Origin of the sequence: Lactococcus sp. bn62 (assembly GCF_029492705.2) — a bacterium.
GTDB classification, from domain to species: domain Bacteria; phylum Bacillota; class Bacilli; order Lactobacillales; family Streptococcaceae; genus Lactococcus; species Lactococcus petauri.
The window spans coordinates 1973311-2000164 of record NZ_CP120417.1 but is presented as its reverse complement, the minus strand read 5'-3'; the positions used below and the strand labels follow the sequence as shown (position 1 = coordinate 2000164).

The 26854-nt window shown below is 40.0% G+C and carries 18 protein-coding genes, 1 tRNA gene and 3 rRNA genes; 17 read left to right on the top strand and 5 right to left on the bottom strand.

Features of this window, described 5'->3' with window-relative positions; all coding sequences use genetic code 11:
* Window positions 1-19 precede the first annotated feature (19 nt).
* The 6 genes from P3G65_RS10375 (at window position 20) to P3G65_RS10350 (ending at window position 9416) form a co-directional block, all read left to right on the top strand.
* A 16S ribosomal RNA gene (locus P3G65_RS10375) occupies window positions 20-1568 on the top strand.
* A 110-nt stretch (window positions 1569-1678) separates the two neighbouring features.
* A tRNA-Ala gene (locus tag P3G65_RS10370) sits at window positions 1679-1751 on the top strand.
* A 166-nt stretch (window positions 1752-1917) separates the two neighbouring features.
* Window positions 1918-4817, top strand: a 23S ribosomal RNA gene (locus P3G65_RS10365).
* Window positions 4818-4901: 84 nt separating this feature from the next.
* Window positions 4902-5017: ribosomal RNA gene (gene rrf / locus P3G65_RS10360) — 5S ribosomal RNA — on the top strand.
* Together the 16S, 23S and 5S rRNA genes with 1 tRNA gene alongside form the textbook arrangement of a ribosomal RNA operon.
* Before the next feature lie 56 nt (window positions 5018-5073).
* Window positions 5074-7689, top strand: coding sequence for a DNA polymerase I (polA, locus tag P3G65_RS10355; RefSeq protein WP_019335280.1), 2616 nt, complete (start codon window positions 5074-5076; stop codon window positions 7687-7689).
* Window positions 7690-8237: 548 nt separating this feature from the next.
* Entirely contained in the window at window positions 8238-9416 is a 1179-nt protein-coding gene (locus P3G65_RS10350; RefSeq protein WP_019291575.1) for an MFS transporter, read from the top strand.
* A gap of 10 nt (window positions 9417-9426) precedes the next feature.
* Here P3G65_RS10350 and P3G65_RS10345 read toward each other — a convergent pair whose 3' ends face one another.
* Window positions 9427-10161, bottom strand: coding sequence for a DUF975 family protein (locus P3G65_RS10345; protein WP_019291574.1), 735 nt, complete (start codon window positions 10159-10161; stop codon window positions 9427-9429).
* 134 nt (window positions 10162-10295) lie between these two features.
* On the opposite strand from P3G65_RS10345, the gene tgt reads away from it, so the two are divergent.
* The 4 genes from tgt to P3G65_RS10325 all read left to right on the top strand — a co-directional run bounded on the left by tgt (window position 10296) and on the right by P3G65_RS10325 (window position 15560).
* Window positions 10296-11444: a tRNA guanosine(34) transglycosylase Tgt gene (gene tgt, locus P3G65_RS10340; protein WP_284071176.1), complete on the top strand. Its 1149-nt coding sequence runs from the start codon at window positions 10296-10298 to the stop codon at window positions 11442-11444.
* A gap of 106 nt (window positions 11445-11550) precedes the next feature.
* Window positions 11551-13518, top strand: coding sequence for an alpha-amylase family glycosyl hydrolase (locus P3G65_RS10335; RefSeq protein WP_284071175.1), 1968 nt, complete (start codon window positions 11551-11553; stop codon window positions 13516-13518).
* Window positions 13519-13602: 84 nt separating this feature from the next.
* Entirely contained in the window at window positions 13603-14352 is a 750-nt protein-coding gene (locus P3G65_RS10330; protein WP_019291572.1) for a tRNA1(Val) (adenine(37)-N6)-methyltransferase, read from the top strand.
* Window positions 14353-14510: 158 nt separating this feature from the next.
* Window positions 14511-15560, top strand: a complete 1050-nt coding sequence (locus P3G65_RS10325) for a BMP family protein (protein WP_019291570.1) — start codon at window positions 14511-14513, stop codon at window positions 15558-15560.
* Window positions 15561-15588: 28 nt separating this feature from the next.
* Here P3G65_RS10325 and P3G65_RS10320 read toward each other — a convergent pair whose 3' ends face one another.
* From P3G65_RS10320 to P3G65_RS10305, 4 genes are all read right to left on the bottom strand, one after another.
* Window positions 15589-15813, bottom strand: a complete 225-nt coding sequence (locus tag P3G65_RS10320) for a DUF1797 family protein (RefSeq protein WP_003133519.1) — start codon at window positions 15811-15813, stop codon at window positions 15589-15591.
* Window positions 15814-15863: 50 nt separating this feature from the next.
* Complete coding sequence (locus P3G65_RS10315) at window positions 15864-17198, bottom strand: glycosyltransferase family 4 protein (RefSeq protein ID WP_019291569.1); 1335 nt, start codon at window positions 17196-17198, stop codon at window positions 15864-15866.
* A 12-nt stretch (window positions 17199-17210) separates the two neighbouring features.
* Window positions 17211-18209, bottom strand: a complete 999-nt coding sequence (locus tag P3G65_RS10310; RefSeq protein ID WP_019291568.1) for a glycosyltransferase family 4 protein — start codon at window positions 18207-18209, stop codon at window positions 17211-17213.
* A gap of 96 nt (window positions 18210-18305) precedes the next feature.
* Window positions 18306-19523 (bottom strand): S1C family serine protease, encoded by a 1218-nt coding sequence (locus P3G65_RS10305; protein ID WP_019291567.1) that lies wholly within the window; start codon window positions 19521-19523, stop codon window positions 18306-18308.
* Between the two features lie 303 nt (window positions 19524-19826).
* Between P3G65_RS10305 and rlmH the strand changes: the two genes are divergently transcribed.
* From rlmH to P3G65_RS10270, 7 genes are all read left to right on the top strand, one after another.
* Entirely contained in the window at window positions 19827-20306 is a 480-nt protein-coding gene (gene rlmH / locus P3G65_RS10300; RefSeq protein WP_019291566.1) for a 23S rRNA (pseudouridine(1915)-N(3))-methyltransferase RlmH, read from the top strand.
* Window positions 20303-20950 (top strand): DNA alkylation repair protein, encoded by a 648-nt coding sequence (locus P3G65_RS10295; RefSeq protein ID WP_019291565.1) that lies wholly within the window; start codon window positions 20303-20305, stop codon window positions 20948-20950. Before rlmH ends, P3G65_RS10295 begins: the two co-directional genes overlap by 4 nt.
* Window positions 20951-21024: 74 nt before the next feature.
* Entirely contained in the window at window positions 21025-21360 is a 336-nt protein-coding gene (gene yajC / locus P3G65_RS10290; protein WP_014025468.1) for a preprotein translocase subunit YajC, read from the top strand.
* A 199-nt stretch (window positions 21361-21559) separates the two neighbouring features.
* Window positions 21560-22297, top strand: coding sequence for an isoprenyl transferase (locus P3G65_RS10285; RefSeq protein WP_019291564.1), 738 nt, complete (start codon window positions 21560-21562; stop codon window positions 22295-22297).
* Entirely contained in the window at window positions 22294-23088 is a 795-nt protein-coding gene (locus P3G65_RS10280) for a phosphatidate cytidylyltransferase (RefSeq protein ID WP_019291563.1), read from the top strand. Before P3G65_RS10285 ends, P3G65_RS10280 begins: the two co-directional genes overlap by 4 nt.
* A 176-nt stretch (window positions 23089-23264) precedes the next feature.
* Window positions 23265-24512, top strand: coding sequence for an RIP metalloprotease RseP (gene rseP / locus P3G65_RS10275; RefSeq protein ID WP_019335277.1), 1248 nt, complete (start codon window positions 23265-23267; stop codon window positions 24510-24512).
* A 26-nt stretch (window positions 24513-24538) separates the two neighbouring features.
* Window positions 24539-26389 (top strand): proline--tRNA ligase, encoded by a 1851-nt coding sequence (locus P3G65_RS10270; protein WP_019291561.1) that lies wholly within the window; start codon window positions 24539-24541, stop codon window positions 26387-26389.
* Window positions 26390-26854 lie beyond the last annotated feature (465 nt).

The following is a 26854-nucleotide window of genomic DNA, read 5'->3' as shown; positions in this document are numbered from 1 at the left end:
TTCATTTGATGAACTAAATTTAAATGAGAGTTTGATCCTGGCTCAGGACGAACGCTGGCGGCGTGCCTAATACATGCAAGTCGAGCGATGATTAAAGATAGCTTGCTATTTTTATGAAGAGCGGCGAACGGGTGAGTAACGCGTGGGAAATCTGCCGAGTAGCGGGGGACAACGTTTGGAAACGAACGCTAATACCGCATAACAATGAGAATCGCATGATTCTTATTTGAAAGAAGCAATTGCTTCACTACTTGATGATCCCGCGTTGTATTAGCTAGTTGGTAGTGTAAAGGACTACCAAGGCGATGATACATAGCCGACCTGAGAGGGTGATCGGCCACACTGGGACTGAGACACGGCCCAGACTCCTACGGGAGGCAGCAGTAGGGAATCTTCGGCAATGGGGGCAACCCTGACCGAGCAACGCCGCGTGAGTGAAGAAGGTTTTCGGATCGTAAAACTCTGTTGTTAGAGAAGAACGTTAAGTAGAGTGGAAAATTACTTAAGTGACGGTATCTAACCAGAAAGGGACGGCTAACTACGTGCCAGCAGCCGCGGTAATACGTAGGTCCCAAGCGTTGTCCGGATTTATTGGGCGTAAAGCGAGCGCAGGTGGTTTCTTAAGTCTGATGTAAAAGGCAGTGGCTCAACCATTGTGTGCATTGGAAACTGGGAGACTTGAGTGCAGGAGAGGAGAGTGGAATTCCATGTGTAGCGGTGAAATGCGTAGATATATGGAGGAACACCGGAGGCGAAAGCGGCTCTCTGGCCTGTAACTGACACTGAGGCTCGAAAGCGTGGGGAGCAAACAGGATTAGATACCCTGGTAGTCCACGCCGTAAACGATGAGTGCTAGCTGTAGGGAGCTATAAGTTCTCTGTAGCGCAGCTAACGCATTAAGCACTCCGCCTGGGGAGTACGACCGCAAGGTTGAAACTCAAAGGAATTGACGGGGGCCCGCACAAGCGGTGGAGCATGTGGTTTAATTCGAAGCAACGCGAAGAACCTTACCAGGTCTTGACATACTCGTGCTATCCTTAGAGATAAGGAGTTCCTTCGGGACACGGGATACAGGTGGTGCATGGTTGTCGTCAGCTCGTGTCGTGAGATGTTGGGTTAAGTCCCGCAACGAGCGCAACCCTTATTACTAGTTGCCATCATTAAGTTGGGCACTCTAGTGAGACTGCCGGTGATAAACCGGAGGAAGGTGGGGATGACGTCAAATCATCATGCCCCTTATGACCTGGGCTACACACGTGCTACAATGGATGGTACAACGAGTCGCCAACCCGCGAGGGTGCGCTAATCTCTTAAAACCATTCTCAGTTCGGATTGCAGGCTGCAACTCGCCTGCATGAAGTCGGAATCGCTAGTAATCGCGGATCAGCACGCCGCGGTGAATACGTTCCCGGGCCTTGTACACACCGCCCGTCACACCACGGAAGTTGGGAGTACCCAAAGTAGGTTGCCTAACCGCAAGGAGGGCGCTTCCTAAGGTAAGACCGATGACTGGGGTGAAGTCGTAACAAGGTAGCCGTATCGGAAGGTGCGGCTGGATCACCTCCTTTCTAAGGAATATAAAAAAAGATGTTGTTCTACTTTATTCAGTTTTGAGGGGTCTATAAAGACCAAACAAGCAGTCTTTTGATGCAAGATAGAGAAGATTGCGTTGAGAGAAGGGGCCTTAGCTCAGCTGGGAGAGCGCCTGCTTTGCACGCAGGAGGTCAGCGGTTCGATCCCGCTAGGCTCCATAAGATACGACAGTATCTTGTCAACGAAGACGTTAAAATAGGAATTGATCATTGAAAACTAAATAACAATATCTTATAACGATAAATAAACCGAGAAATGGTAAAACATTTCTGTAAAGCTGCGAATTATTTTAAATAGTTCGAAAAAACTTATACTTGTTTTAATGGCAAAGTTAATAAGGGCGCACGGTGGATGCCTTGGCATTAAGAGCCGAAGAAGGACGTGACTAACGACGATATTCTAGGGGGAGCAGTAAGTACGCATTGATCCCTAGGTCTCCGAATGGGGAAACCCACTATGTTATGCATAGTATCCGTAAGTGAATACATAGCTTACGAGAAGGTAACGCAGAGAACTGAAACATCTAAGTACCTGCAGGAAGAGAAAGTAAAAACGATTTCCTAAGTAGCGGCGAGCGAACGGGAAACAGGCCAAACCAAGAAGCTTGCTTCTTGGGGTTGTAGGACTGCAACGTGGACTTAAAGTCTATAGAAGAATTACCTGGGAAGGTAAGCCAAAGAGAGTAATAGCCTCGTATTTGAAATAGACTTTATACCTAGCAGTATCCTGAGTAGGGCTGGACACGCGAAATCCAGTTTGAATCCGGGAGGACCATCTCCCAAGCCTAAATACTCCTTAATGACCGATAGTGAACCAGTACCGTGAGGGAAAGGTGAAAAGAACCCCGGGAGGGGAGTGAAATAGCACCTGAAACCGTGTGCCTACAAGAAGTTCGAGCCCGTCAATGGGTGAGAGCGTGCCTTTTGTAGAATGAACCGGCGAGTTACGTTATGATGCGAGGTTAAGCTGAAGAGGCGGAGCCGTAGCGAAAGCGAGTCTGAATAGGGCGCTTTAGTATCATGATGTAGACCCGAAACCTAGTGACCTATCCATGAGCAGGTTGAAGGTGCGGTAAGACGCACTGGAGGACCGAACCAGGACACGTTGAAAAGTGTTTGGATGACTTGTGGATAGCGGAGAAATTCCAAACGAACTGGGAGATAGCTGGTTCTCTCCGAAATAGCTTTAGGGCTAGCGTCGCAATTTAAGTGTATTGGAGGTAGAGCACTGTTTGGATGAGGGGCCCATCTCGGGTTACCAATTTCAGATAAACTCCGAATGCTAATACACATGTGCGGCAGTCAGACTGCGAGTGCTAAGATCCGTAGTCGAAAGGGAAACAGCCCAGACCACCAGCTAAGGTCCCAAAATATATGTTAAGTGGAAAAGGATGTGGGGTTGCACAGACAACTAGGATGTTAGCTCAGAAGCAGCTATCATTCAAAGAGTGCGTAATAGCTCACTAGTCGAGTGACCCTGCGCCGAAAATGTACCGGGGCTAAACATATTACCGAAGCTGTGGATTTAATATTAATTAAATGGTAGGAGAGCGTTGTAATCAGCGATGAAGGTATACCGTGAGGGGTGCTGGAGCGATTACAAGTGAGAATGCCGGTATGAGTAGCGCAAGATAAGTGAGAATCTTATCCACCGTAAGACTAAGGTTTCCAGGGGAAGGCTCGTCCGCCCTGGGTTAGTCGGGACCTAAGGCGAGGCCGAAAGGCGTAGTCGATGGACAACAGGTTGATATTCCTGTACTAGTATTGTTAGTGATGGAGGGACGCAGTAGGCTAAAGGGAGCCAGTTAATGGATTCTGGTCTAAGCAGTGAGGTGTGGAATGTGTCAAATGCATTTTCCTTTAACATTGAGCTGTGATGGGGAAGCAACTACGGTTGCGAAGCCCTTGATGTCACACTGCCAAGAAAATCTTCTAGCGTTTAATTCAATACTACCCGTACCGCAAACCGACACAGGTAGTCGAGGCGAGTAGCCTCAGGTGATCGAGAGAACTCTCGTTAAGGAACTCGGCAAAATGACCCCGTAACTTCGGGAGAAGGGGTGCTGTAGAAATACAGCCGCAGTGAAAAGATCCAAGCAACTGTTTATCAAAAACACAGCTCTCTGCTAAACCGCAAGGTGATGTATAGGGGGTGACGCCTGCCCGGTGCTGGAAGGTTAAGAGGAGGGGTTAGCTTAGGCGAAGCTCTGAATTGAAGCCCCAGTAAACGGCGGCCGTAACTATAACGGTCCTAAGGTAGCGAAATTCCTTGTCGGGTAAGTTCCGACCCGCACGAAAGGCGTAATGATTTGGATACTGTCTCAACGAGAGACTCGGTGAAATTTTAGTACCTGTGAAGATGCAGGTTACCCGCGACAGGACGGAAAGACCCCATGGAGCTTTACTGCAGATTGATATTGAGTACCTGTGAAGCATGTACAGGATAGGTAGGAGACTTTGACCTTGGGACGCTAGTTTCAAGTGAGTCGCTGTTGGGATACTACCCTTGCTTCATGGTTGCTCTAACCCACACGCATAATCGGCGTGGGAGACAGTGTCTGTCGGGCAGTTTGACTGGGGCGGTCGCCTCCTAAAGAGTAACGGAGGCGCCCAAAGGTTCCCTCAACATGGTTGGAAATCATGTGTAGAGTGTAAAGGTATAAGGGAGCTTGACTGCGAGAGCTACAACTCGAGCAGGTAGGAAACTAGGGCTTAGTGATCCGGTGGTACCGCATGGAAGGGCCATCGCTCAACGGATAAAAGCTACCCTGGGGATAACAGGCTTATCTCCCCCAAGAGTTCACATCGACGGGGAGGTTTGGCACCTCGATGTCGGCTCGTCGCATCCTGGGGCTGTAGTCGGTCCCAAGGGTTGGGCTGTTCGCCCATTAAAGCGGCACGCGAGCTGGGTTCAGAACGTCGTGAGACAGTTCGGTCCCTATCCGTCGCGGGCGTAGGAAATTTGAGAGGATCTGCCCTTAGTACGAGAGGACCGGGGTGGACTTACCGCTGGTGTACCAGTTGTTCCGCCAGGAGCACCGCTGGGTAGCTATGTAGGGAAGGGATAAGCGCTGAAAGCATCTAAGTGCGAAGCCCACCTCAAGATGAGATTTCCCATTCTTTATGAATTAAGAGCCCTGAGAGATGATCAGGTTGATAGGCTGGAAGTGGAAGTCCTGCGAGGGATGGAGCGGACCAGTACTAATAGCTCGAGGACTTTACCAAGTAATAGAACATATGAGTTCAGCTTTACTTATTTATCAAGAGATTGTTATTTAGTTTTGAGTGTTCAATACATTCAGACCATGATTTGGTATTCATTGCATAGGAGATACACCTGTTCCCATGTCGAACACAGAAGTTAAGTCCTATTACGCCGGAAGTAGTTGGGGGTTGCCCCCTGCGAGATAGGGTAAATGCCAAGTGAAGTAAAGAAGCTAAGGCTTCTTTTTTTTTATAAATTTAAGGTATAATAGGAGTTATGGAAAACAAGAAAAATAAATTACTGCTTATTGATGGTTCTTCATTAGCATTCAGGGCTTTTTTCGCCCTCTATAATCAAGTAGATCGTTTTGTGGCTCCGAGTGGCTTACATACCAATGCGATATATGGCTTTCATCTTATGCTTAATAATTTGGTCGAAAGATTAGAACCTAATCATGTTCTGATTGCATTTGATGCAGGAAAAACAACCTTTAGAACGGAAATGTTTTCTGCTTACAAAGATGGGCGAGCACGTACACCGGATGAATTCCGCGAACAATTGCCTTTTATTAAGGAGCTGATTGAAAAGTTAGGCTATAATCATTATGAGCTTAAAAACTATGAAGCAGATGACATTATTGGTACTTTAGATAAAATGGCTGAACTCCCTGAAGCTGGCGATTATGATGTTACAATCGTAACTGGGGATAAGGATTTGATTCAGTTAGTGGACTCAAATACGACAGTCGAAATTTCGAAAAAAGGTGTGGCTGAGTTTGAAAGCTTTACACCGGCTTATTTATTGGAAAAAACGGGCTTAACGCCACAACAGTTTATTGATCTTAAAGGTTTGATGGGTGATAGCTCGGATAATTATCCAGGTGTAACAAAAGTCGGCGAAAAGACGGCTATGAAGTTGCTTCAAGAGTGGGGATCTATTGATAATCTCTATGAGAATATTGATTCACTTAAGAAAAGTAAGATGAAGGAAAATCTTATTGCTGACCGTGAAATGGCCTTTTTATCTCGTACTCTTGCAACGATTGATACGAAATCTCCGATTGAAATTGATCTTGCTGATACTTTGATTAAGCCTGTGGATGCAGCAGAATTGATCAAGTTTTATGATGAGATGGGATTTGCGCAATTCAAAGCCAAACTTGAAACGGCAGAAGCAGATGAAGTTACGCTTAGTTTTGAAGTTGTGGAAGATGCAACAGATATTTTAGTGGACAAAGATGATTTCTTTTATATTGAAATTTTAAATGAGAATTACCACAAAGAAGATATCATTGGGTTTGCTTGGGGAAATGAAGAAAAAGTTTTTGTATCAAAGAATACAGAACTCCTAAAGAATTTCCCTTTTCCTGAAAATACATATGATTTTAAGAAAAATAAAGTTTTGCTTCATCGCTTAGGTATTGAACTACCGACAGCCAAGTACGACAGTATGTTAGCTAAATATCTTATTTCTACAACAGAAGATAATAAGGTTGAAACTATTGGTCGATTATTTGCTAACAAGTATATATCTACTGATGAAGAAGTTTACGGCAAAGGAGCAAAACGTCGTATTCCTGAAGATGAAATTCTTTTCAAACATTTGGCAGGTAAAATTCATGTCTTAGCTACAACGAAAGCGGTAATGATCCAAAATCTCGAGGAAAATGAACAATATCATCTTTTGACAGAAATGGAACTTCCCTTGGCCAACGTGTTAGCTAAAATGGAAATAGCAGGAATAGCTGCTGAAGTGAGCACCTTAGAAGAAATTGGTGCGGCAAATCAGAAGATGATTGCTGATTTAACTGAAAAAATTTATGAACTTGCAGGTGAAGAATTTAATATTAATTCGCCTAAGCAACTTGGAGTCATTCTTTTTGAAAAATTACAGTTGCCGCATGGGAAAAAAACAAAGACAGGCTATTCAACAGCAGCAGATATTTTAGAAAACTTGGCTCAAGACTATGAACTAGTAGCCAAAATACTCGAATATCGTCAAATATCAAAAATTCAATCCACTTACGTGCAAGGGTTGATTCCGCAAATAGCTGAAGATGGCCGTATCCATACACGATATGTTCAAGATTTAACGCAAACAGGTCGTCTCTCCTCGATTGATCCAAATCTGCAGAATATTCCAGTACGCCTAGAAGCTGGACGCTTGATTCGTAAAGCTTTTGTCGCAGCTGAAGATAATATTCTTTTGAGTTCCGACTATTCGCAAATTGAACTTCGGGTTTTGGCACATATGTCTAAAGATGAACATCTTATTGATGCTTTTAATCATGGTGCTGACATTCATAGCAGTACAGCAATGCGTGTTTTCAACATAGACAAGCCTGAAAATGTTACGCCTAACGATCGTCGCAATGCGAAAGCTGTCAATTTTGGTATCTCCTATGGAGAAACAGAATATGGACTCGCTAAACGCTTGAGTATTTCCAATAAGGAAGCAGCAGAGATGATCCAAGCTTACTTTGAGCGTTATCCTGGAGTTGCCAATTATATAGCGGAAACAAAACGTGAAGCCAAGGATAAAGGCTATGTAAGCACGATGTTTAATCGCCGGCGTAAACTGCCAGAAATCAATAATCGCAACTTTATGGTGCGACAAGGTGCAGAACGTCAAGCAATTAATGCCCCGATTCAAGGGTCAGCCGGAGATATCTTGAAAATTGCCATGATTAATCTTGATGCAGCATTGTCAGAAGGCAAGTTTAAAGCCAAATTATTGCTACAAGTTCACGATGAGATTATTCTTGAAGTACCTAAGGAAGAACTTACGGCGGTTCAAAACTTGGTGAAACAAACTATGGAATCTGCAGTAGAGTTAAATGTTCCCTTACTTGCAGATGAAAATACGGGCGACAGCTGGTATGAAGCAAAATAAATTTTTAAAAATAGAAAAAAACACTCTCTAACAATAGAGAGTGTTTTTTTAGTAGTTTTGACTGCTTACCGTACGAATTAACCAGATGAAGAAGGCAATAATCGCTAGTGTGAAAAGGAAATGAGTATTGAAGAAGAGAAAGAGTCCGCCCAGAAAAAGTTTTGCAAGGAAGATAAAAAGAAGCAATGGCAAGATGAACTTAACAAAGCCCTTGAGAAATAGATAAGTGCATAGAATAAAGAATAATAAGAATAGCATAGTCGTTAACCCTCTCGATTTATTTATATCTTTATTATAACATTCTAAAATCTAGGGACAATCAGTCTTTCGAATGAATTTTAAAACTCTCCTTTGTTGTTCGTAAAACTTATGTAGACGAACAGGTGAGGCAAATGTGAAGCTTCAGGAAATTAAAATAGGCAGAAAAATGATATAATAATATGTAACTAAAATTAAGCTATAATCAAAAAATGCTAGGATAAGCTCTCGGAAACGGGAGTTTTCCTGCTTTTTATTTGATTGATAGCGGATACAAGTGAAGGAGAAAAATGAAAAAAGAAAAGTTATGGACGCCAAGTTTTATTATTAATATGCTACTCAATTTTATATATTATTTAGTATTTTATATTCCAACGATTGTTATTGGTACACATGCGATGGCAAAGTATAATGCTTCTGCGGGTACAGCCGGAATTTTGACAGGTCTTTTCATTGTAGGTAGCTTATTTGCACGTCTTTGGGCGGGGAACAACATTGCAAAATGGGGTGTTAAGAAAATGCTCTTTATGGGAACAAGCATTTATTTGCTCTTTGGTTTGGTATACTATCTTGTACCAAGTGTTGAGAGCTTGCTCGTTCTTCGTTTCCTACATGGTATTGGTTTTGGTATAGCAACAACAGCTTCAGGGACTTTAGCAGGAGCAACGGTTCCTTCTTCTCGGCGAGGGGAAGGTATCGGTTATTATGCTTTATCGGTAACGATGTCTTCAGCTATCGGTCCTTTCCTCTCCATGTTTCTTTATGGTAAATATGGTTTTACACTCTTAATTCATCTTTCAAATGTGCTCTTGCTACTTGCACTTATTGGTATCTTCTTTATTAAAGCGCCTCATACAACTGTAGCTAGTTCAGAAAGTATTAAGAAGAAATTTTCTTGGTCAAATTATTTTGAAAAGAAAGCTGTTTCTATTTCTGTAATAGGGATGCTGATAGGTATTGCTTATTCAAGTATTTTGGCATTTATGAATACTTATTCCTCAGAAATTGGGCTTGCAACAGCCGGATCTCTGTTCTTCCTTATTTATGCCTTAGCAATATTGGTTTCACGCCCTGTAACTGGTCGTATCTTTGATATCAAAGGTGATAATTATGTAATGTACCCTGTCTTTATCTTTTTTGCAATTGGCTTGGTACTGATCGGTTGGGCACAGTCTTCAATCATTCTACTGGTGGCAGCTATTTTTATTGGACTGGGTTATGGTTCATTTTCACCTTTTGGTCAAGCTATTGCAATACGTAGCTCAGGCGTTGATCGTTTAGGTGTAGCCACATCGACATTTTTTGGCTTTTTAGATATGGGTGTAGGTTTTGGTCCTTTCATCATGGGGCTTCTCGTTCCATTTTTAGGTTATCGTAATTTGTATTATGCATCAGCAATATTTATAGTTTTAATCATTGTAATCTATTATTTCACCCATGGGAAAAAAGTAAAAAAAGAAGCTCAGTAAGAGCTTCTTTTTAATATGCAGTTTGATTCATGCTTCTCTTCGTATCGATTAAGTTTTGATAATAAGCGATAGTAGACATTTCGATATATGGGGTTGTCCAGAATTTAGCAAGACCTAGAGTAATACCTGAGAGGATATACCATAAGATGAAGCTCAACAAGAAGAGGAAATAATCCCCACGTGAGCCACGCATTACTTGAGCAGAGGCATTGAGCACGCCCCAAATACCAGTATAAGTCCCAGATTCTAATTGGTCAAAAAGAATGTAATCTTTTTGTGACCAACCTAGGCCAAGATAGATAGCAAAAGGGATACCAATAATCGTCACTGTTAAAAGACCAATGAGGAGTGCAGTCACTAAGTGAAGAACAAATATTTTTGTCCAACTGCCGTCTTTAAAAGGAGTAAAGACATTTTTAAAGCGTGGATTTTCTCTTTCGCCACGGTATATTTTAATATAGTTGAAACGCGCACCCACAGTGATAACATCTATAATGACCGAAATCATAAGGCCAATCAGCCCGCCGATAAGTATTCCTATGAGTATAGAAAGTAATAGTCCTGTTGTAATAGTATTGGCATCAAAATTATTGACTGTATCCATATTGGAATTATAATTTGATTGGTAAGTCATGTTTGTTGAGATAATTCCCCAGAAAATTGGAATTAAGAACAAACGTAATTTGGCACCAAAGTTTTCTCTCAGAGCATCCTTAGCTCTTTCTTTTAAATCTTTAAACTTCATAGTATCCTCCATTTCTTAGAATACCATAAAAGACGGGGCTTCACAACCAAAAACTTTTAGAGAAAGGAGGTTATAGACTGGCTGGGAAAAATCAAAGAAATTTGGTATACTTGTAGAAGTTTAAAGGAGTTTACATGACTGAACATGCAATAAAATACAGACTGATTAAAAAAGAAAAACATACAGGCGCGCGTCTCGGTGAAATTATAACGCCACATGGGACTTTTCCAACACCTATGTTCATGCCTGTAGGAACACAAGCCACGGTTAAGACACAATCCCCAGAAGAACTTAAAGAGATGGGTTCTGGGATTATTCTTGCCAACACCTATCATTTGTGGCTTCGACCAGGCGATGAGCTTGTTGCTCAAGCAGGCGGTTTGCACAAATTTATGAACTGGGATCAGCCTATTTTAACAGATAGTGGTGGCTTCCAAGTCTATTCTTTAGTACAAAACAAGAAAAATATCAGTGAAGAGGGTGTTAAGTTTAAAAGCCATCTCGACGGTCGCGAACTTTTCCTCAATCCAGAAAAAGCGATTTCTATCCAAAATAATTTAGGTTCTGATATCATGATGAGCTTTGATGAATGTCCACCTTTCTATCAACCTTATGATTACGTCAAAGCTTCTGTGGAACGTACATCCCGCTGGGCAGAGCGTGGCCTAAAAGCGCATCAACGCCCACATGATCAAGGACTTTTTGGTATCGTGCAAGGTGCTGGCTTTGAAGATTTACGCCGCCAATCTGCGCGTGATCTCGTCAGCATGGATTTCCCTGGTTATTCTATTGGCGGACTTGCTGTAGGTGAGTCTCACGCTGAGATGAATGCCGTACTTGACTTTACAACACCGCTTTTACCAGAAGATAAACCACGTTATTTGATGGGTGTTGGTGCACCTGATAGTTTGATTGAAGGTGTCATTCGTGGTGTAGACATGTTTGACTGTGTGCTACCCACACGTATTGCTCGTAATGGTACCGCAATGACAAGTTTCGGCCGTGTGAATATTAAAAATGCCAAATATGAGCTTGACTTCACACCCCTTGATCCAGAATGTGATTGCTATTGCTGCTCAAACTACACCCGTGCTTACTTGCGTCATTTATTCAAGGCTGACGAAACTTTTGGTCTGCGCCTTTTAAGCTACCATAATTTACATTTCTTGATTAACTTGATGACAAATGTTCGTCAAGCTATCATGGATGATAATCTTCTAGAATTCAGAGAAGATTTTTGTGAAAAATACGGCTATAATAAGCCAAATGCTAAGAACTTTTAAAAATAAAAAACAGAGAAAATTTACGTTTTCTCTGTTTTTGTTTAAATCCCTCATAAAAATATAATCCAACATCTAAAAATGGTAAAATAAGGGAAAGATTGTCACCATGATTAAGAGGAGGTTTCTCAGAATGTTAAATATTTTGCAGTATGATCCATACCTAGAACCATATAAGGAGGACTTATCCTACCGCTTATTTGAATTTTCAAGAACGAAGAAGAGATTGCTAGGAATGGAGGGGAAACTTACAGATTTTGCCAATGGTCATAAATATTTTGGCTTTCAACAAGAAAAAGAGTATTGGACTTTCCGTGAATGGGCGCCTCATACTGAAAAAGCTTTTTTAGTAGGGGACTTTAACGATTGGACAGACAAACATGAACTAAAGGCAGCTTATGGTGGTGTATGGGAAATAGCTGTACCAGGAGATTTACCACTTGGTTCCAAGGTAAAGGTTAAACTTGTTATCAACGGAGCTGAAGTTTATAGAGTGCCTTCTTATGCGCTCTATGCTGTTCAAAATGAACATTTCGAACTGGACGGTGTGATTGTTGCCCCACAATATCAATTTCAGCATTCTTCGCCTCTCTTAGAAGAGGAAGCACCACTTATTTATGAAGCTCATATTGGAATTTCTAGTGAAGAGCATAAAATAAATACTTATCAAGAGTTTACACGGGATATTTTACCTCGTATTAAGGCAGCGGGCTATAATACGATTCAGCTTATGGCTATTATGGAGCATCCTTTATATGCAAGCTTTGGTTATCAAGTTTCTAACTTTTTTGCAATATCAAGCCGTTTCGGAAAACCTGAAGATTTGATGGCTTTGATTGATACAGCACATGGGATGGGACTTCGTGTTTTATTGGATGTGGTCCATTCACATGCTGTAAAAAATGTTGGAGACGGTCTGAATCTTTTTGATGGAAGTAGTGATCAGTACTTTCATCAAGGCGCGCGTGGCGAACATGCAGCTTGGAACACAAAGTTGTTTAACTATGGTAAAGATGAAGTTATTCACTTTCTTTTATCTAACCTCAAGTTTTGGTTAGAGACTTATCATTTTGATGGTTTCCGCTTTGATGGGGTCACGAGTATGTTGTATCATCATCATGGACTAGGGACAAGCTTTGATAGTTATAAGAAGTATTTTTCAACAGAGACAGACATTGAAGCAGTTGTTTATCTTATGCTGGCTACTGAACTTGTCCATCAAGTGAATCCACAGGCAACACTGATTGCAGAAGATATGTCAGCCATGCCAGGAATGGCACTTCCTATCTCTGAGGGAGGGATTGGTTTTGACTATCGCCTTTCGATGGGGGTGCCGGATTATTGGATTAAGCAATTTAAAGAAAAATCTGATGAGGACCTTGATTTAATGCAACTTTGGTGGGAATTAACCACAAGACGTCCCGGAGAAAAGAACATTGGCTATGTGGAAAGTCATGATCAGGCTTTGGTTGGAGATAAGACGCTCATGATGTGGCTGGCCAATGAAGCAATCTATGATGCGATGGATATCCACAGTGAATCAATGGTGGTTGATCGCGCCGTTGCCTTGCATAAAATAGTACGCTTGATTACCTTTAGTTTAGCCGGAGAAGGCTACCTCAACTTTATGGGAAATGAATTTGGTCATCCAGAGTGGTTGGATTTTCCAAGAGAAGGCAATCATGATAGTTTTCAACATGCTCGTCGTCAATGGTCTCTCGCAGCAAAGGAGCATTTGCGTTACCAATACCTGCTCAAGTTCGATCATGACATGATTGCTTTAGAAAAAAACTATCACTTTTTGAAACAAAGTGATAGCTTGCAACAATACTGGATAAAAAATGAGAATAAGCTTTTAGCTTATCGTAAGGGAAATTTGCTGTTCGTTCTTAATTTCCATCCGACCATGGAACAACGACTCCAGCTCGATGTGCCTAATCCTCCGACATTTCTTCTCGATACAGATGATCGAAAATATGGAGGATTTGGTCCTCGATCAAGCTTTTCTTATCAAAAAGAAACGGGAAAACTTAAACTTTCATTAGCTGCACGCACAGCGATGGTCTTTCAATTGTAAAAGTTAGAGCGAGCATTGTCTCGCTTTTTTTGTCTATCTGCTTTTCATCAAGAATTTTAGAAATGAAAATTGTATAATAGAAGAATGACTAAAATCGAATTAAAAGCTGGTGAACGTATAGATCAAATCGCGGCATCGAATGTCCAGATTATTCAAAGTCGAGAGGTTTTTTCCTTTTCGATTGATGCTATTCTCCTTGCAAGATTTCCACGCCTTCCAAAAAAAGGAAAAATTGTGGATATGTGTGCGGGAAATGGAGCAGTGGGCCTTTTTGCCAGCTCAATGACTAATGCACATATTACAGAAATTGAATTGCAAGAACGTCTAGCAGAAATGGCACAGCGCTCCATTAAACTAAATGGCTTACAAGAACAAATGACTGTTATCAATGATAACTTGAACAAGTCTTTAGACTATATCAATACCTCAACAGTTGATTTAATTTTTTGTAACCCACCATATTTTAAGCTGGATGAAGCGAGCCATATTAATAATAATCACCATTACACACTTGCACGCCATGAGTTAGCGACAAATCTTGATGAAATTTTTGAAACCAGCAAGCGTCTTTTAAAAACAAATGGTCATTTGGCTCTGGTCCATCGTCCCGATCGTTTTTTTGAGATTATAGATAAAATGAGGGCTCATAATCTGATTCCCAAACGCATTCAGTTTGTTTATCCGAAAGCCAATCAAGCAGCAAATATACTACTGATTGATGCGATTAAAGACGGGAAAGCTGGGGGAGAAGTTTTTCTTCCACCTTTGATTGTACACGGAGAGGATGGCGCTTATACAGAAGAAATTCGTAAAATCTATTATGGTAAAGCATAAACGTTTTAAGATTGATTATGCCAGAGATTATCTGGTATTTTTTTATAAGAAAAAATGTAAAATTTTACAAAAAGACGATTTTTACGAGAAAATATTTTCAAAAAATCTATTCTTATGTTATAGTAGGTATCTATTAAATTTTGGGAGAATTTTATTTAATGAATAAACGAATTTTAACACTTGGTGCACTTGCACTTGCCTCCGTAACTATTCTAGCTGGCTGTCGTGGACGTAATAGTGAATCAGCGGGTGCTGCAACAGACTTAAAGGTAGCACTTGTTCCAAGTACAGGTGGGGTAGATGACCGTTCATTTAATCAATCCGCTTGGGAAGGCCTACAAGAGTGGGGCAAGGAAAACGGTTTGTCACAATCAAAAGGTATCAACTACTTTAACGCAAGTGCTGTTTCTGAATATACAACCAACTTTAACTCCGCTGTTTCGGCAGGTTATGGTTTAGTATTCGGTGTTGGATTCGACCTCCAAGAAGCAACATCGCAGGCAGCAAAAAATAATCCTGATACAAAATTTACAATTATTGATTCAGTGATAAAAGATCAAGACAATGTTGCCTCAGCAACTTTCGCAGATCAAGAAGCAGCTTATCTTGCAGGTGTAGCTGCAGCAAAAACCACCAAAACAGATAAAGTTGGTTTTGTAGGCGGGATGCAATCGGATATTATCACTGCATTTGAAAAAGGTTTCACCGCTGGGGTAAAATCAATTAACCCTGATATAAAAATTGAAGTACAGTACGCGGGTACTTTTACTGATGCAGCCAAAGGCAAAACAATAGCTGCAGCAATGTATGGTTCAGGTAATGATGTTATTTATCAAGCAGCAGGTGGTTCTGGTGCCGGTGTCTTTTCTGAAGCTAAAGCTCTTAATGCTACAAAAAATGAAGCAGATAAAGTGTGGGTTATTGGAGTAGACCAAGATCAAGAGTATCTTGGAAATTATAAATCTAAAGACGGAAAATATTCGAACTTTGTCTTGGCTTCATCTGTTAAAGAAGTTGGTGTTGCTGTAAAAGATATTGCGAACAAAACCAAGGATGGTAAATTTCCTGGCGGACAAGTTCTTAACTACAACCTAAAAAATGGAGGGGTTAGCCTTGCCAAAGACAACTTGTCAGATAAAACTTGGAAAGAAGTTGAAGTAGCAAAACAAAATATTATTGATGGTAAAGTTACAGTACCGGAAAAATAAAAAAAACCATCAAAGATGGTTTTTTTGTTTAATAAATCATATCGTAAAGTTCAATCGCTACAAGGTCGATATCATCAAAGATAGCAACATCTTTTTGTTTTGGATATTTGATAGAAAAGGCAGTTTCTTCTGGCACGAAGCTTACAGTTGCAATAACTTCACCTTCGCGCTCAAAGTTGTAAGTTTCTTTTGGATCAGCCGTTTCAATCAAACGATTCAAACGATCCATGATTGCCATCAAATGTGATTTCATTATTTCCTCCAATGCTTATTTTAAGGGACCTTTTAATTGTCCCACAAGCCTTATTTCATATTTTCTTTATCTATTTTAACATAATTCTGTAGATTTTTAGCGAGTTTAGTTGCTTTTTTTGTTAAATATTGCGCCCTAATTTTTTCTCTACGAATAGAACGTTTCATTTGTCTTGACCATCTTTGAGTAACCACATCAAATTCTTCTAAAAAATGCTCAGAATTTTTACGTGCTTGATATTCAACAATGGTGTCTTGATAGAAGTTATAGACTTGTTGTGCGAAGTTTTCTGCAGAAATTTCGTACAATTTTTTAGCAAATTTTTCTTGATCAAGTGTTTGACTTTCTTGTACCGCTGCGACGACCGTATCAACGATTTCTTCATCAGAAGCAAAGAGTCGGCCAAACTCCTTATCATCAATAAGCTCTGTGAGATATGGGTTTACGGTTGCTAAAACACGTGTGCCGGCAGCTAGTGCTTCAAGATAAGTTAAACCTTGCGTTTCAGAAGTTGAGGCTGAAATGAAGAAGTCTGCAGCTTTATAGTAGTAAGCCGTTTTGGTATTTTCTACAGCCCCTGTAAAGACAACGTATTCTTCCATCCCTAGCTCAGCCACTTGATCTTGGAGATTCTTCATATATGGACCATCTCCGACAATGACCAATTTTACAGCAATTTGTTCAACCAACTGTGGCATGGCTGCTACAACTGCTTGAATGTTTTTCTCCGCCGCAATTCGTGAGAGGCTAAGAAGCATTGTTTCATCATCTTTAAGTCCTAAGCTATGACGTAGATCTTGAATCTCCTCGTGAGTAATTTCATCTCGTTTGAAACGAGACAAATCAATCCCTGTAGGAATAATTCGTTTAGGTAAGTCGATACCGTAGCCATTGACAGTATCTAAGACCATTTGGCTGGGGCAAATAATAGCCTCACTACCTCGAAGGAAGTTTTTGATGATATACTTCACCATACTAGGGCGTATCAAATGACCCTTAGCAATATAATGGACGTAGTCCTCATATTTTGTATGTAAAGTATGGATGACAGGAATTTGAAGCTGTTGTGCGACCATTTTTCCTAAGAGTCCCATACCAAACTCTGTTTGTGTGTGGATAATATCAAGCTGGTAAGTTTGTGCAATCTGATAAGCAGCAAAAACTCCCTTGATTACAATCTTACGTTCAGCAAGTGATACAAATGGCACACTTTGGAAACGTATGATATTTTCAGGCTCATGATCGACATCAGCGTGTGGATCTGTTGTAGTAAAGATAAAAACCTGATGTCCGAGTTTTTCTAACTCAATAGTTAAGCTTTGAATACTTGTAGCCACACCACTAATTTGTGGAAAGTAGCTGTCTGTAAAAATTCCGATTCTCATAGTCTTTCTCTTTTATAACTCCAAAGTTTGGCGATAAGCAGCAGCGAGTTCAGCGGCGACATGTTCAATGGCGCGTGTTTGTGCAACTTGATAGCCTTTTTCTGTTTTATCAATTGTGCCGTTCAGTACTTTTTCGAGCTCAGCTACAAAACCATCAACATCTGTGGCTAAACTAGCTGATGTGGTATCGAGCCATCCTTTATAAACTGGTATATCACGTACCACAACATCTTGATGACTGGCCAGTGCTTCTAAAACTACAATACCTTCGGTTTCCTCACGTGAAGGAAAGAAGAAGGCATCAGCAGCAGTCATTGCTCCTTCATAGATATCCCCTTTGATATAGCCGGGGAAGCGTACATTATCAGGATGGTTCTTTTTAACGATTCGACGTACCCATCCAGGGATGGTCCAAAGGTTTTGATAGCCGAACCAGATGAACTGAACATTTGGCATTTTTTCGGCAACTTTAACGAAATCGTCAATGCCCTTCCGTTTGAAATAAAGTCCGGCACAAATGACCACTTTTTGTTCGTCTTTAATCTTAAAATATTGACGGAAAGCTTCCTCTTTCTCAGGTTTAGCTTGATATTTGTTCAAATCAATCCCATTGGAGATGGGCAAGATAGGACAAGTCAAGCCGTACCCACGTAAAAGTCCAGCTGAATAGTCTGTAGGCGTGATCACCAAATCAGCTTTACGATAAAAACGCATCAAATAGCGTTTAAACAGAGGTGCAATTAAGTTAGAACCGATAAATGAATCTCGGAAATCTTCCTCTGTAGAGTGTCCATGGAAGATAACTTTTTTTCCAGCTTTTTTGGCTTTTTTGAGCATCCGCCAACTTTGAGGCCCATAAGTATTGAGATGGAGAATGTCATAGTCCTCATTGGGATTTTGGGTCCACTCTACTTGCATTAAATCTAATGCTCTTTGTTGATGTTTCATTGCACGACCAATTCCTGAGCGGCTCAAAATTTGTTCGGCTTCTAAATAAAGTAATATTTTCATGCTTATCACTATTTTACCATAATTCTATTAATAAAAAATAAATATTTATTATAATTCCTTATCAAAAAATCCCCTGTTTCAAGGGGATGTAATTTTTTAATTTTGTTTGTCAAAGTTGATATCACTACTTGTTTTATCCAATTTGATATTCGCAGTAGCCTGTTTTCCGTCACGATAATAAGTTACCTTAATCGTATCACCAATTGAAGACTTATAAAGTGTACTTTGAAGGTTCACGCTTGAAGTGATTTCGTCATCATTGATTTTGACAATAACGTCGCCTTGCTTGAGTCCAGCTTTGGCAGCAGGCATTCCTGATTGAACTTCAGCGATAGCAACACCGTTAGTCACGTTTTCAGGAAGGTTAAGTGAAGCTAACATGTTTTGGGAAAGACTTGACAAGTTGACCATTTGTACACCGAGAGCAGGTCGAATAACTTTGCCATCTTTTTCCAACTTATTGATAATGTTAACGACATCATTGGCTGGAATCGCAAATCCCATACCTTCTACAGAGACACCACTACTGCTTGTTCCGCTTGGTGTTGAGGTAATTTTACTTGAGGTAATCCCGATGACTTGTCCTTGAATATTTATGAGTGCACCACCAGAGTTACCGGGGTTAATAGCTGCATCGGTTTGAATAGCGTTAACATTAATTGTTTGGCCTTGGCTGTTTTGCAGTGTAACATTGCGATTTAGACTTGAAACAATTCCTTCTGTTGCTGAGTTTGCATACTCACTTCCAAGGGGAGAACCCACCGCGATAGCGGGCTCACCAACAGTAAGTTTGTCAGAGTTGCCGAATGTTGCTGTTTCTTTGACATACTTAGCATCAATTTTGAGGACAGCTAAATCAGAATAAGCATCAGAACCAACAACTTCAGCAGTAACTTTTTGACCGCCGGCCATGAGAACTTCTAAGGAAGAAGCACCTTCAATAACGTGATAGTTGGTGACGATATATGCTGTATTGCCATCCTTTTTGTAAATAACACCAGAACCCTCTCCAGCCAGCTGTGGCGTATTACTCTCATTGCTACTTGTATCGCCTCCGCCGAAAATCTTCTCAAAATCGTTGCTTGAGGACGATTTTTGGTAATTAAGAACGGAAACAACAGTGTTCGAAATTTTCTTGATTGCTTTTGTAGTATCTGTATTTACTTGGACGTTAACTGTACTTACAGAATTGTCCGAAGTGTTGTTAGATGACGGCGTGTTGGTCATATTTTGGTAGATAGCACTACCTCCGAGAGCGATAGCACCCCCGGCTACGCCTGTAATAAGTAATGAGGCGATATTTTTTTTTGCCATAGTACAAGAATCTCCTTTTCCAGTAAGAAATATTTATACACAAGTATAATGTACATTCCTTAAATAATCTTTAATATAATACTTATAATTGCGGGATACTCACATTTATATAATACCTTAAAAGCCACTAAAATGGAAATGGAAAAAGAAGTTTTCCACACTTCTGTGTAGAACTCAATAATAATTGTGAACAAGTGAATAAAATTCACAGCTTTTCCACAAGAATGTGGATAAGTTGTGAAAAATGTTGATAAATCTAGCTTTCATTTTGCTTTCAACTGGGGAAAAAGATAAAATAGAAGAATGAAGATAAAATTAATTGTTGTAGGAAAGCTTAAAGAAAAGTATCTCAAGGATGGCATAGCCGAATACCAAAAGCGTATGCGCACGATGAATCCTGTGGAAATTATTGAGTTGCCGGATGAAAAAATTCCCGACAATGCTTCAGACAAGGAAAAAGAAGCAGTAAAAAATCGAGAAGGTGAAAAAATATTGGCTCGAATTGATGATGGGGATAAGTTGGCAGTTCTTGCCATTCAAGGCAAGCTAATGACCAGTGAGAATCTGGCCGAATTTGTGAAGAACTGTGAAATTTATGGTACGCGTCACTTAGTTTTAGTTATTGGAGGATCTCTGGGGCTATCTGATGCTGTTTATAAACGAAGTGATTTACAACTATCTTTTGGGCGTTTTACTTTACCCCATCAATTAATGCGGCTTGTGCTTATTGAGCAAATTTATCGCGCACAAATGATAAATAGAGGGAGTGCCTATCATAAATGAAAATCATAGAAGACTTTCAGGCCCATGCTGATACAGAAAAGGCAAAGAAGCAAGAAGCTTATTTGCGCAACCAGTTTAAATTTTTAGGGATTTCAACACCGGTTCGTCGCGACTTATCAAAAAGTTTCTTAAAGGAAAAAGCTGAAGAAAAGATAATCGATTGGCAACTTGTTAATCGTTTGTGGTCAGAAGAAGAAAGAGAATTTCAATATTTGGCATGTGACTATCTTCGAAAAATGAAGAAGTATCTAAAGACTACAGATTTACCCCAAATTTATCAGCTAGCAACGACCAAATCTTGGTGGGAAACAGTGGATAGTTTGGATGAGTTGGTGGGAACTCTCTTGCTTAGTGGAAAGATAAAATCACAAGATATTTTGAATTGGTCAATAGATGAAAATTTTTGGATTCGTCGTATCTCAATTGATTGTCAGCTTGGTTTTAAAGAAGCGACAGATACAGAACTCCTGTCCTCCGTAATTCGAAATAATCTGGGGTCAAAGGAATTTTTTATTAATAAGGCTATCGGCTGGGCTTTAAGAGATTATTCGAAGACGCATCCAAAATGGGTCGCCCACTTTCTTTCAGAAAATGAAGAAAAACTTGCAAATTTGTCTTTGCGTGAAGCGTCCAAGTATTTATAGACAGCCCTTACAAAATGTGCTATAATAGTCCTATTGTCTGTGGATAATCAATGTTTTAAAGGAGAATTTAATAAATGAATGTTATGTCTTTGATCTTTATGGTTGTTGTTGTAGGTGGGATGATGTTCTTCATGAACCGTAGCCAAAAGAAAGCTCAACAACAACGTCAAGAACAATTGAACTCAATGGTTATTGGCGCAGAAATCGTAACTATTGGTGGTTTACACGGTGTCTTGAGTGGTATGAATGAAGCTGATGCAACGATTGAATTAGATTGTGAAGGCGTTATTTTAACTTTTGATCGTGCAGCTGTTAAAACAGTAAAAAACAATACTGCTGCAGCACCAACAGTTTCTGAAACAACAGTTGTTGAAGAAACTAAAAAAGAAGATAACCCAATCGAAGAATAAGCAGTAAAAGATAAGTTTAAAAGCCTATCACTCGTGATAGGTTTTTTGTTTTTCGAAAACACCATGATTGTATTGTAAAAAACAGGTCTTTTTCTCTTTAGAGAGCCATTGCTGCAGTGACTTCAGAGCAAAATGTATCGAATTTACCTGTGTTTTTATCCAAAATATGATAAAATGGGAGTACTAACTGTGAGGTGCTATGTTTAATAACTTAAAAAATAACTCGCAAGAGCAAATTCCAGTGCCACGGCATATTGGAATAATTATGGATGGAAATGGCCGTTGGGCTAAAAGTCAAGGGAAACCAAGAATTTTTGGGCATAAGGCCGGAATGGATGCCCTAAAGACGGCAGCTATCCACGGACAAAGACGTGGTGTAAAGGTAATGACTGTTTATGCTTTTTCGACAGAAAACTGGTCTCGTCCTATGGATGAGGTCAAGTTTATCATGAGTTTGCCCATTGATTTTTATAGTAAATATCTTCCAATTCTTAATGAAGAAAATATCCAAATTCGGATGATTGGTGAGCGCGAAGGTTTACCGAAAGCAACTTTAAATTCAATTGACCGTGCAGCTGCTGAAACAGCCAATAATACAGGAATGACTCTTAACTTTGCCATGAATTATGGCGGACGTCGGGATATCCTTTTGGCTGTTCAAGAGTTGGCAAAAAGTGGCAAAGATTTGGCGGAAATTACAGAAGAAGAACTTTCTGCTCATTTACAGACAGCAATTTTACCTGAAGATTTACGGGATCCTGATTTGATTGTCCGAACATCAGGGGAATTACGTTTGTCTAACTTTTTACCTTGGCAGGCTGCCTACAGTGAGCTTTATTTTACAGACGTAGCTTGGCCAGATTTTGATGAAGCAGCTTTAGATGCTGCTATTTTAGAGTTTCAAAAACGTGATCGCAGATATGGAGGAGTAAAATGATAAAGCGTATAATCACTGCTATTATCGGAGGAGCCGTTTTTATTGGCCTAATGTTGGCAGGCGGTGCCTATTTTCAAATTTTAATAGCATTGTTGGTTATTATAGCGATGAATGAACTGTTCAAGATGCACAAACTACAATTGATGTCTTTTGAAGGAATATTATCAACTATGGCGGCCTTATGCTTGGCTTTGCCGATTGGAAAATATTTCTTTGGCATGGATGTTGAAGGAAGTACTCTTCTCTTCATGCTTTGTTTATTTGGCATGTTGACCGCTATGGTTTTTTCCAAAGGTTCATATAGTTTCGAAGATATTGGCTTTCCTTTTCTCTCAGCCTTTTATGTAGGTATTGGCTTTCAAAGCTTACTCTTGGCACGTGAAAGTGGATTAGCTGTCGTCTTCTTGGCTTTATTTATTGTTTGGTCTACAGATATTGGGGCATACTTTGTCGGGAAATCAATTGGGAAACGAAAATTAATCCCCGATGTTTCACCAAATAAGACGGTAGAAGGTTCTATTGGAGGTATCTTATCTGCAGTAGTCGTTGCAATTTTGATGTTTATTTTTTATAAAAATGACTTGCCTCAAATCGGCTTCGTAAAACTTGTTCTCTTTACCATTGTCTTTTCTATCGTAGGACAAATTGGTGACTTGGTAGAGTCAAGCATCAAACGTCATTATGGGGTAAAAGATTCAGGGAAACTTTTACCGGGACATGGAGGCGTGCTTGATCGCTTTGATAATTTAATCTTTGTCTTCCCAATTATGCATTTATTAGGCTTGTTCTAAGCCTTGAGGTAAAATAATACGAAATAAAAATACTCTCACTTCACATTTTATTACGCTTTAGGTAAAATAGAGTGTTAAGGAGGGTTTTATTTCAAAGAAAATAAGAAATAAATACACCTTTAAAGTTATTCGCTCACAAGCTGATGAAAAGCTAGAAGATTAAGGGAGGATCTTTATTGATTCAAACATTGGTAACATTTATCATTGTCTTTGGTATTATTGTTGTTGTACATGAGTATGGTCATCTATTCTTTGCTAAGCGCGCGGGGATTTTAGTCCGCGAGTTTTCCATTGGAATGGGCCCCAAAATTTTTGCACATCAAGCCAAAGATGGCACGTTTTATAGCATTCGTATACTTCCTCTTGGAGGTTATGTCCGCATGGCGGGCTGGGGCGATGATACAACGGAAATAAAAAAAGGAACCCCGGCATCTTTGATGATTGTTGAAAATCAGGTGGTTAAAATTAATCTTTCTGAGCGGGTGACTTTGGAAAATAGTGTCCCCATGCTGGTCACTGAATACGATTTTGAAGAAGCACTTTTCATCGAAGGAGAAGTTTTTGGTGAAACAAAACGTTATTCAGTTGACCATGATGCAACAATTATCGAAGCGGATGGCACGGAACTTCGTATCGCTCCACGCGACGTACAATATCAAAGTGCCAGCGTTCTCGGCAAGATTTTAACAAATTTTGCTGGTCCTTTAAATAACTTTATTTTAGGGATTATAGCTTTTATTATCATCACTTTTATGCAAGGTGGTGTACCTTCTAATACAAATCAAATCGGACAAGTCCAATCTGGCACCCCTGCTTATTCGGCAGGTTTACAGTCAAAGGATAAAATCCAAGCAGTCAATGGTGAAAAAACCAATAACTGGGAAGAAGTTGTCCAAAGGATCGGTGCAAATGATGGCAGTGAAATCAAGCTGGATATCGAACGTGCAGGTGCGACGAAGACACTGGAGCTCAAGCCAGAAAAAATTGACGGAAGATACCGCATTGGTATCACTCAAACAATCAAAACTGGCTTTTTAGATAAGCTAACGGGTGGCTTTACTCAGGCTGCTAACGCAACAACGTTGATATTTAAAGCTTTAGGTAACCTCATTGCACAGCCAAGTCTTGATAAACTTGGTGGACCCGTTGCCATTTATGATTTAAGTGGGCAAGCAGCCCGAGAAGGTCTAGTATCTGTTATCGCTTTACTTGCCATGCTCTCAATTAATCTGGGAATCGTAAATTTAATCCCAATCCCCGTCCTTGACGGAGGGAAAATTGTCCTCAATATTGTTGAGGCCCTACGAGGCAAACCACTTTCACAAGAAAAAGAAGGAATCTTAACACTTGTTGGTCTTGTCTTTATGGTGGTCTTGATGATTGCTGTGACTTGGAATGATATCCTCCGAGCCTTTATTAGATAAGAAACGAAAAATTTAAGGAATAAAATATGAAACAATCAAAAATGCTTATACCAACGCTTCGCGAAATGCCAAGCGATGCACAAGTTATCTCACATGCTCTTTTAGTTCGTGCGGGATATGTCCGTCAAATCTCTGCAGGTATTTACGCTTACTTGCCATTGGCAAATCGTGTGCTTGAAAAACTTAAAACAATCATGCGCGAAGAATTTGAAGAAATCGGTGCAGTAGAACTCTTGGCTCCTGCACTTTTGACAGCAGATCTCTGGCGTGAATCAGGACGTTACGATACTTATGGGGAAGATCTCTACAAGTTGAAAAACCGCGATCATTCCGACTTTATCCTAGGTCCTACACATGAAGAAACAATGACGGCCCTGGTACGTGATGAAGTTACTTCATATAAAAAACTTCCTTTAAACGTTTACCAAATTCAATCGAAATATCGTGATGAAAAACGTCCACGTTATGGGTTGCTCCGCGGTCGTGAATTCATCATGAAAGACGGTTATAGTTTCCATGCGGACTATGAAAGTCTTGATGAAACTTACAACGACTACAAGCGTGCTTATGAAAAAATCTTTAGTCGTGCGGGTCTTGATTTCAAAGCAATCATTGGTGACGGTGGTGCAATGGGCGGTAAAGATAGTCAAGAGTTTATGGCTATCACAGCTGATCGCACGGATCTGGAAAAATGGTTGGTTCTTGGAAATTCTATTGAATCAATTGACGAAATTCCAAACACAGTCATTGAGCAAATCCAAGAAGAACTTGCCAAATGGCTTGTTGCAGGTGAAGACACAGTCGTTTATGCTGACGGTGGTGACTATTCTGCTAACTTGGAAATGGCAACAAACAAGTTTGAAAATATCGCTAGCTATACGGAAACTTTAGAGCTTGAAAAAGTTGCAACACCTGACGCGAAGACAATCGATGAAGTTGCTGCCTTTTTAGAAGCTGACGTTGCTGAAACGATTAAAACACTTGTTTTCCGTGCTGATGAAGAGTTGGTTGTAGTACTGATGCACGGTAATGATGAGTTGAATGAAGTTAAACTCCAAAACTACTTAGGTGCAAGTTTTGTTGAACCTGCTACAGAAGCAGATGTTGAAAACTTAGCTGGAGCTCACTTTGGTTCACTTGGTCCTATCGGTTTGAAAGACGTTAAGATTATTGCTGACCGTGAAGTTCAAGCGGTTAAGAATGCTATCATCGGAGCAAATGAAGATGGTTTCCACTATCGTAATGCTAATTTTGGTCGTGACTTTGAAGTAGACGAATTTGTTGATTTACGTACGGTTAACGAAGGCGAAATGTCTCCTGACGGTCGTGGCACACTTAAGTTTGCGCGTGGTATTGAGATTGGACACATCTTTAAATTAGGCACACGCTACTCAGATTCAATGGGCGCTAACGTTCTTGACAAAAATGGTAAGGCAGTGCCGATCGTTATGGGTTGTTATGGTATCGGCGTGAGCCGTTTGCTTTCAGCAATTCTTGAACAATTTGCCCGCATTTACGTAGAGAAAACACCACGTGAAGAGTACAAATTCAGCTGGGCAATCAACTTCCCTAAAGAGCTTGCACCATTTGATATTCACTTGGTACCTGTCAATACAAAAGATGAAGAAGCGATGGCTGTAACAGCTGAACTAGAAACGGCCCTTCGTGGTAAAGGCTATCAAGTTCTTGTGGATGACCGCAATGAACGTGCAGGAGTTAAATTCGCAGACAGTGATTTGATTGGCTTACCTGTTCGTGTAACAATCGGTAAAAAAGCAAGTGAAGGTATCGTTGAAGTTAAAATTCGTGCAACAGGTGAAGTTGTTGAAATCAATAAAGAAGAACTTGTCAATACGATTGAGATTTTGACGAAATAAGATATCACAGATTAAGCCTCTAAAACTTATCTGGTAAGTTTTTAAAGTATAAATGAAAAGATTGAGATTGGAATTGTCTCAATCTTTTTTATATCTTTTCTTGAAAGGAAAAGATTATGTTACAATTTCTTTAAATAATTTAATAAAATATTAAGAGCAAAAATATATTTAGAGGAAGTTCCTCTTATTCTATTAAGAAATTAAGCAAAGATTATCATGGGAAAAAATAAAGTTAATACTGAAAGGCTTGCAAAGCGATGTAAAATACCTAAAATAATTCTGGCCTATATCTGGTATATTTGTACTAAAAAATGAATTTACTATTAGGTGTATTAAGTTGATGAAATTAAATAAAATAACAACTTTATGGCTTAATAGTAACGATCGGCTTTATTATTTTGCTGTTAATTATCCTTTATAAACTCTTTAAAAGAACTTATAATATCCCAAAGGTGAGGTGTAATA

Coding starts and splice junctions, on each gene's coding strand:
- polA (WP_019335280.1), top strand. CDS start 5,074: ATGGAAAACAAGAAAAATAAATTACTGCTTATTGATGGTTCTTCATTA.
- P3G65_RS10350 (WP_019291575.1), top strand. CDS start 8,238: ATGAAAAAAGAAAAGTTATGGACGCCAAGTTTTATTATTAATATGCTA.
- P3G65_RS10345 (WP_019291574.1), bottom strand. CDS start 10,161: ATGAAGTTTAAAGATTTAAAAGAAAGAGCTAAGGATGCTCTGAGAGAA.
- tgt (WP_284071176.1), top strand. CDS start 10,296: ATGACTGAACATGCAATAAAATACAGACTGATTAAAAAAGAAAAACAT.
- P3G65_RS10335 (WP_284071175.1), top strand. CDS start 11,551: ATGATTAAGAGGAGGTTTCTCAGAATGTTAAATATTTTGCAGTATGAT.
- P3G65_RS10330 (WP_019291572.1), top strand. CDS start 13,603: ATGACTAAAATCGAATTAAAAGCTGGTGAACGTATAGATCAAATCGCG.
- P3G65_RS10325 (WP_019291570.1), top strand. CDS start 14,511: ATGAATAAACGAATTTTAACACTTGGTGCACTTGCACTTGCCTCCGTA.
- P3G65_RS10320 (WP_003133519.1), bottom strand. CDS start 15,813: ATGAAATCACATTTGATGGCAATCATGGATCGTTTGAATCGTTTGATT.
- P3G65_RS10315 (WP_019291569.1), bottom strand. CDS start 17,198: ATGAGAATCGGAATTTTTACAGACAGCTACTTTCCACAAATTAGTGGT.
- P3G65_RS10310 (WP_019291568.1), bottom strand. CDS start 18,209: ATGAAAATATTACTTTATTTAGAAGCCGAACAAATTTTGAGCCGCTCA.
- P3G65_RS10305 (WP_019291567.1), bottom strand. CDS start 19,523: ATGGCAAAAAAAAATATCGCCTCATTACTTATTACAGGCGTAGCCGGG.
- rlmH (WP_019291566.1), top strand. CDS start 19,827: ATGAAGATAAAATTAATTGTTGTAGGAAAGCTTAAAGAAAAGTATCTC.
- P3G65_RS10295 (WP_019291565.1), top strand. CDS start 20,303: ATGAAAATCATAGAAGACTTTCAGGCCCATGCTGATACAGAAAAGGCA.
- yajC (WP_014025468.1), top strand. CDS start 21,025: ATGAATGTTATGTCTTTGATCTTTATGGTTGTTGTTGTAGGTGGGATG.
- P3G65_RS10285 (WP_019291564.1), top strand. CDS start 21,560: ATGTTTAATAACTTAAAAAATAACTCGCAAGAGCAAATTCCAGTGCCA.
- P3G65_RS10280 (WP_019291563.1), top strand. CDS start 22,294: ATGATAAAGCGTATAATCACTGCTATTATCGGAGGAGCCGTTTTTATT.
- P3G65_RS10270 (WP_019291561.1), top strand. CDS start 24,539: ATGAAACAATCAAAAATGCTTATACCAACGCTTCGCGAAATGCCAAGC.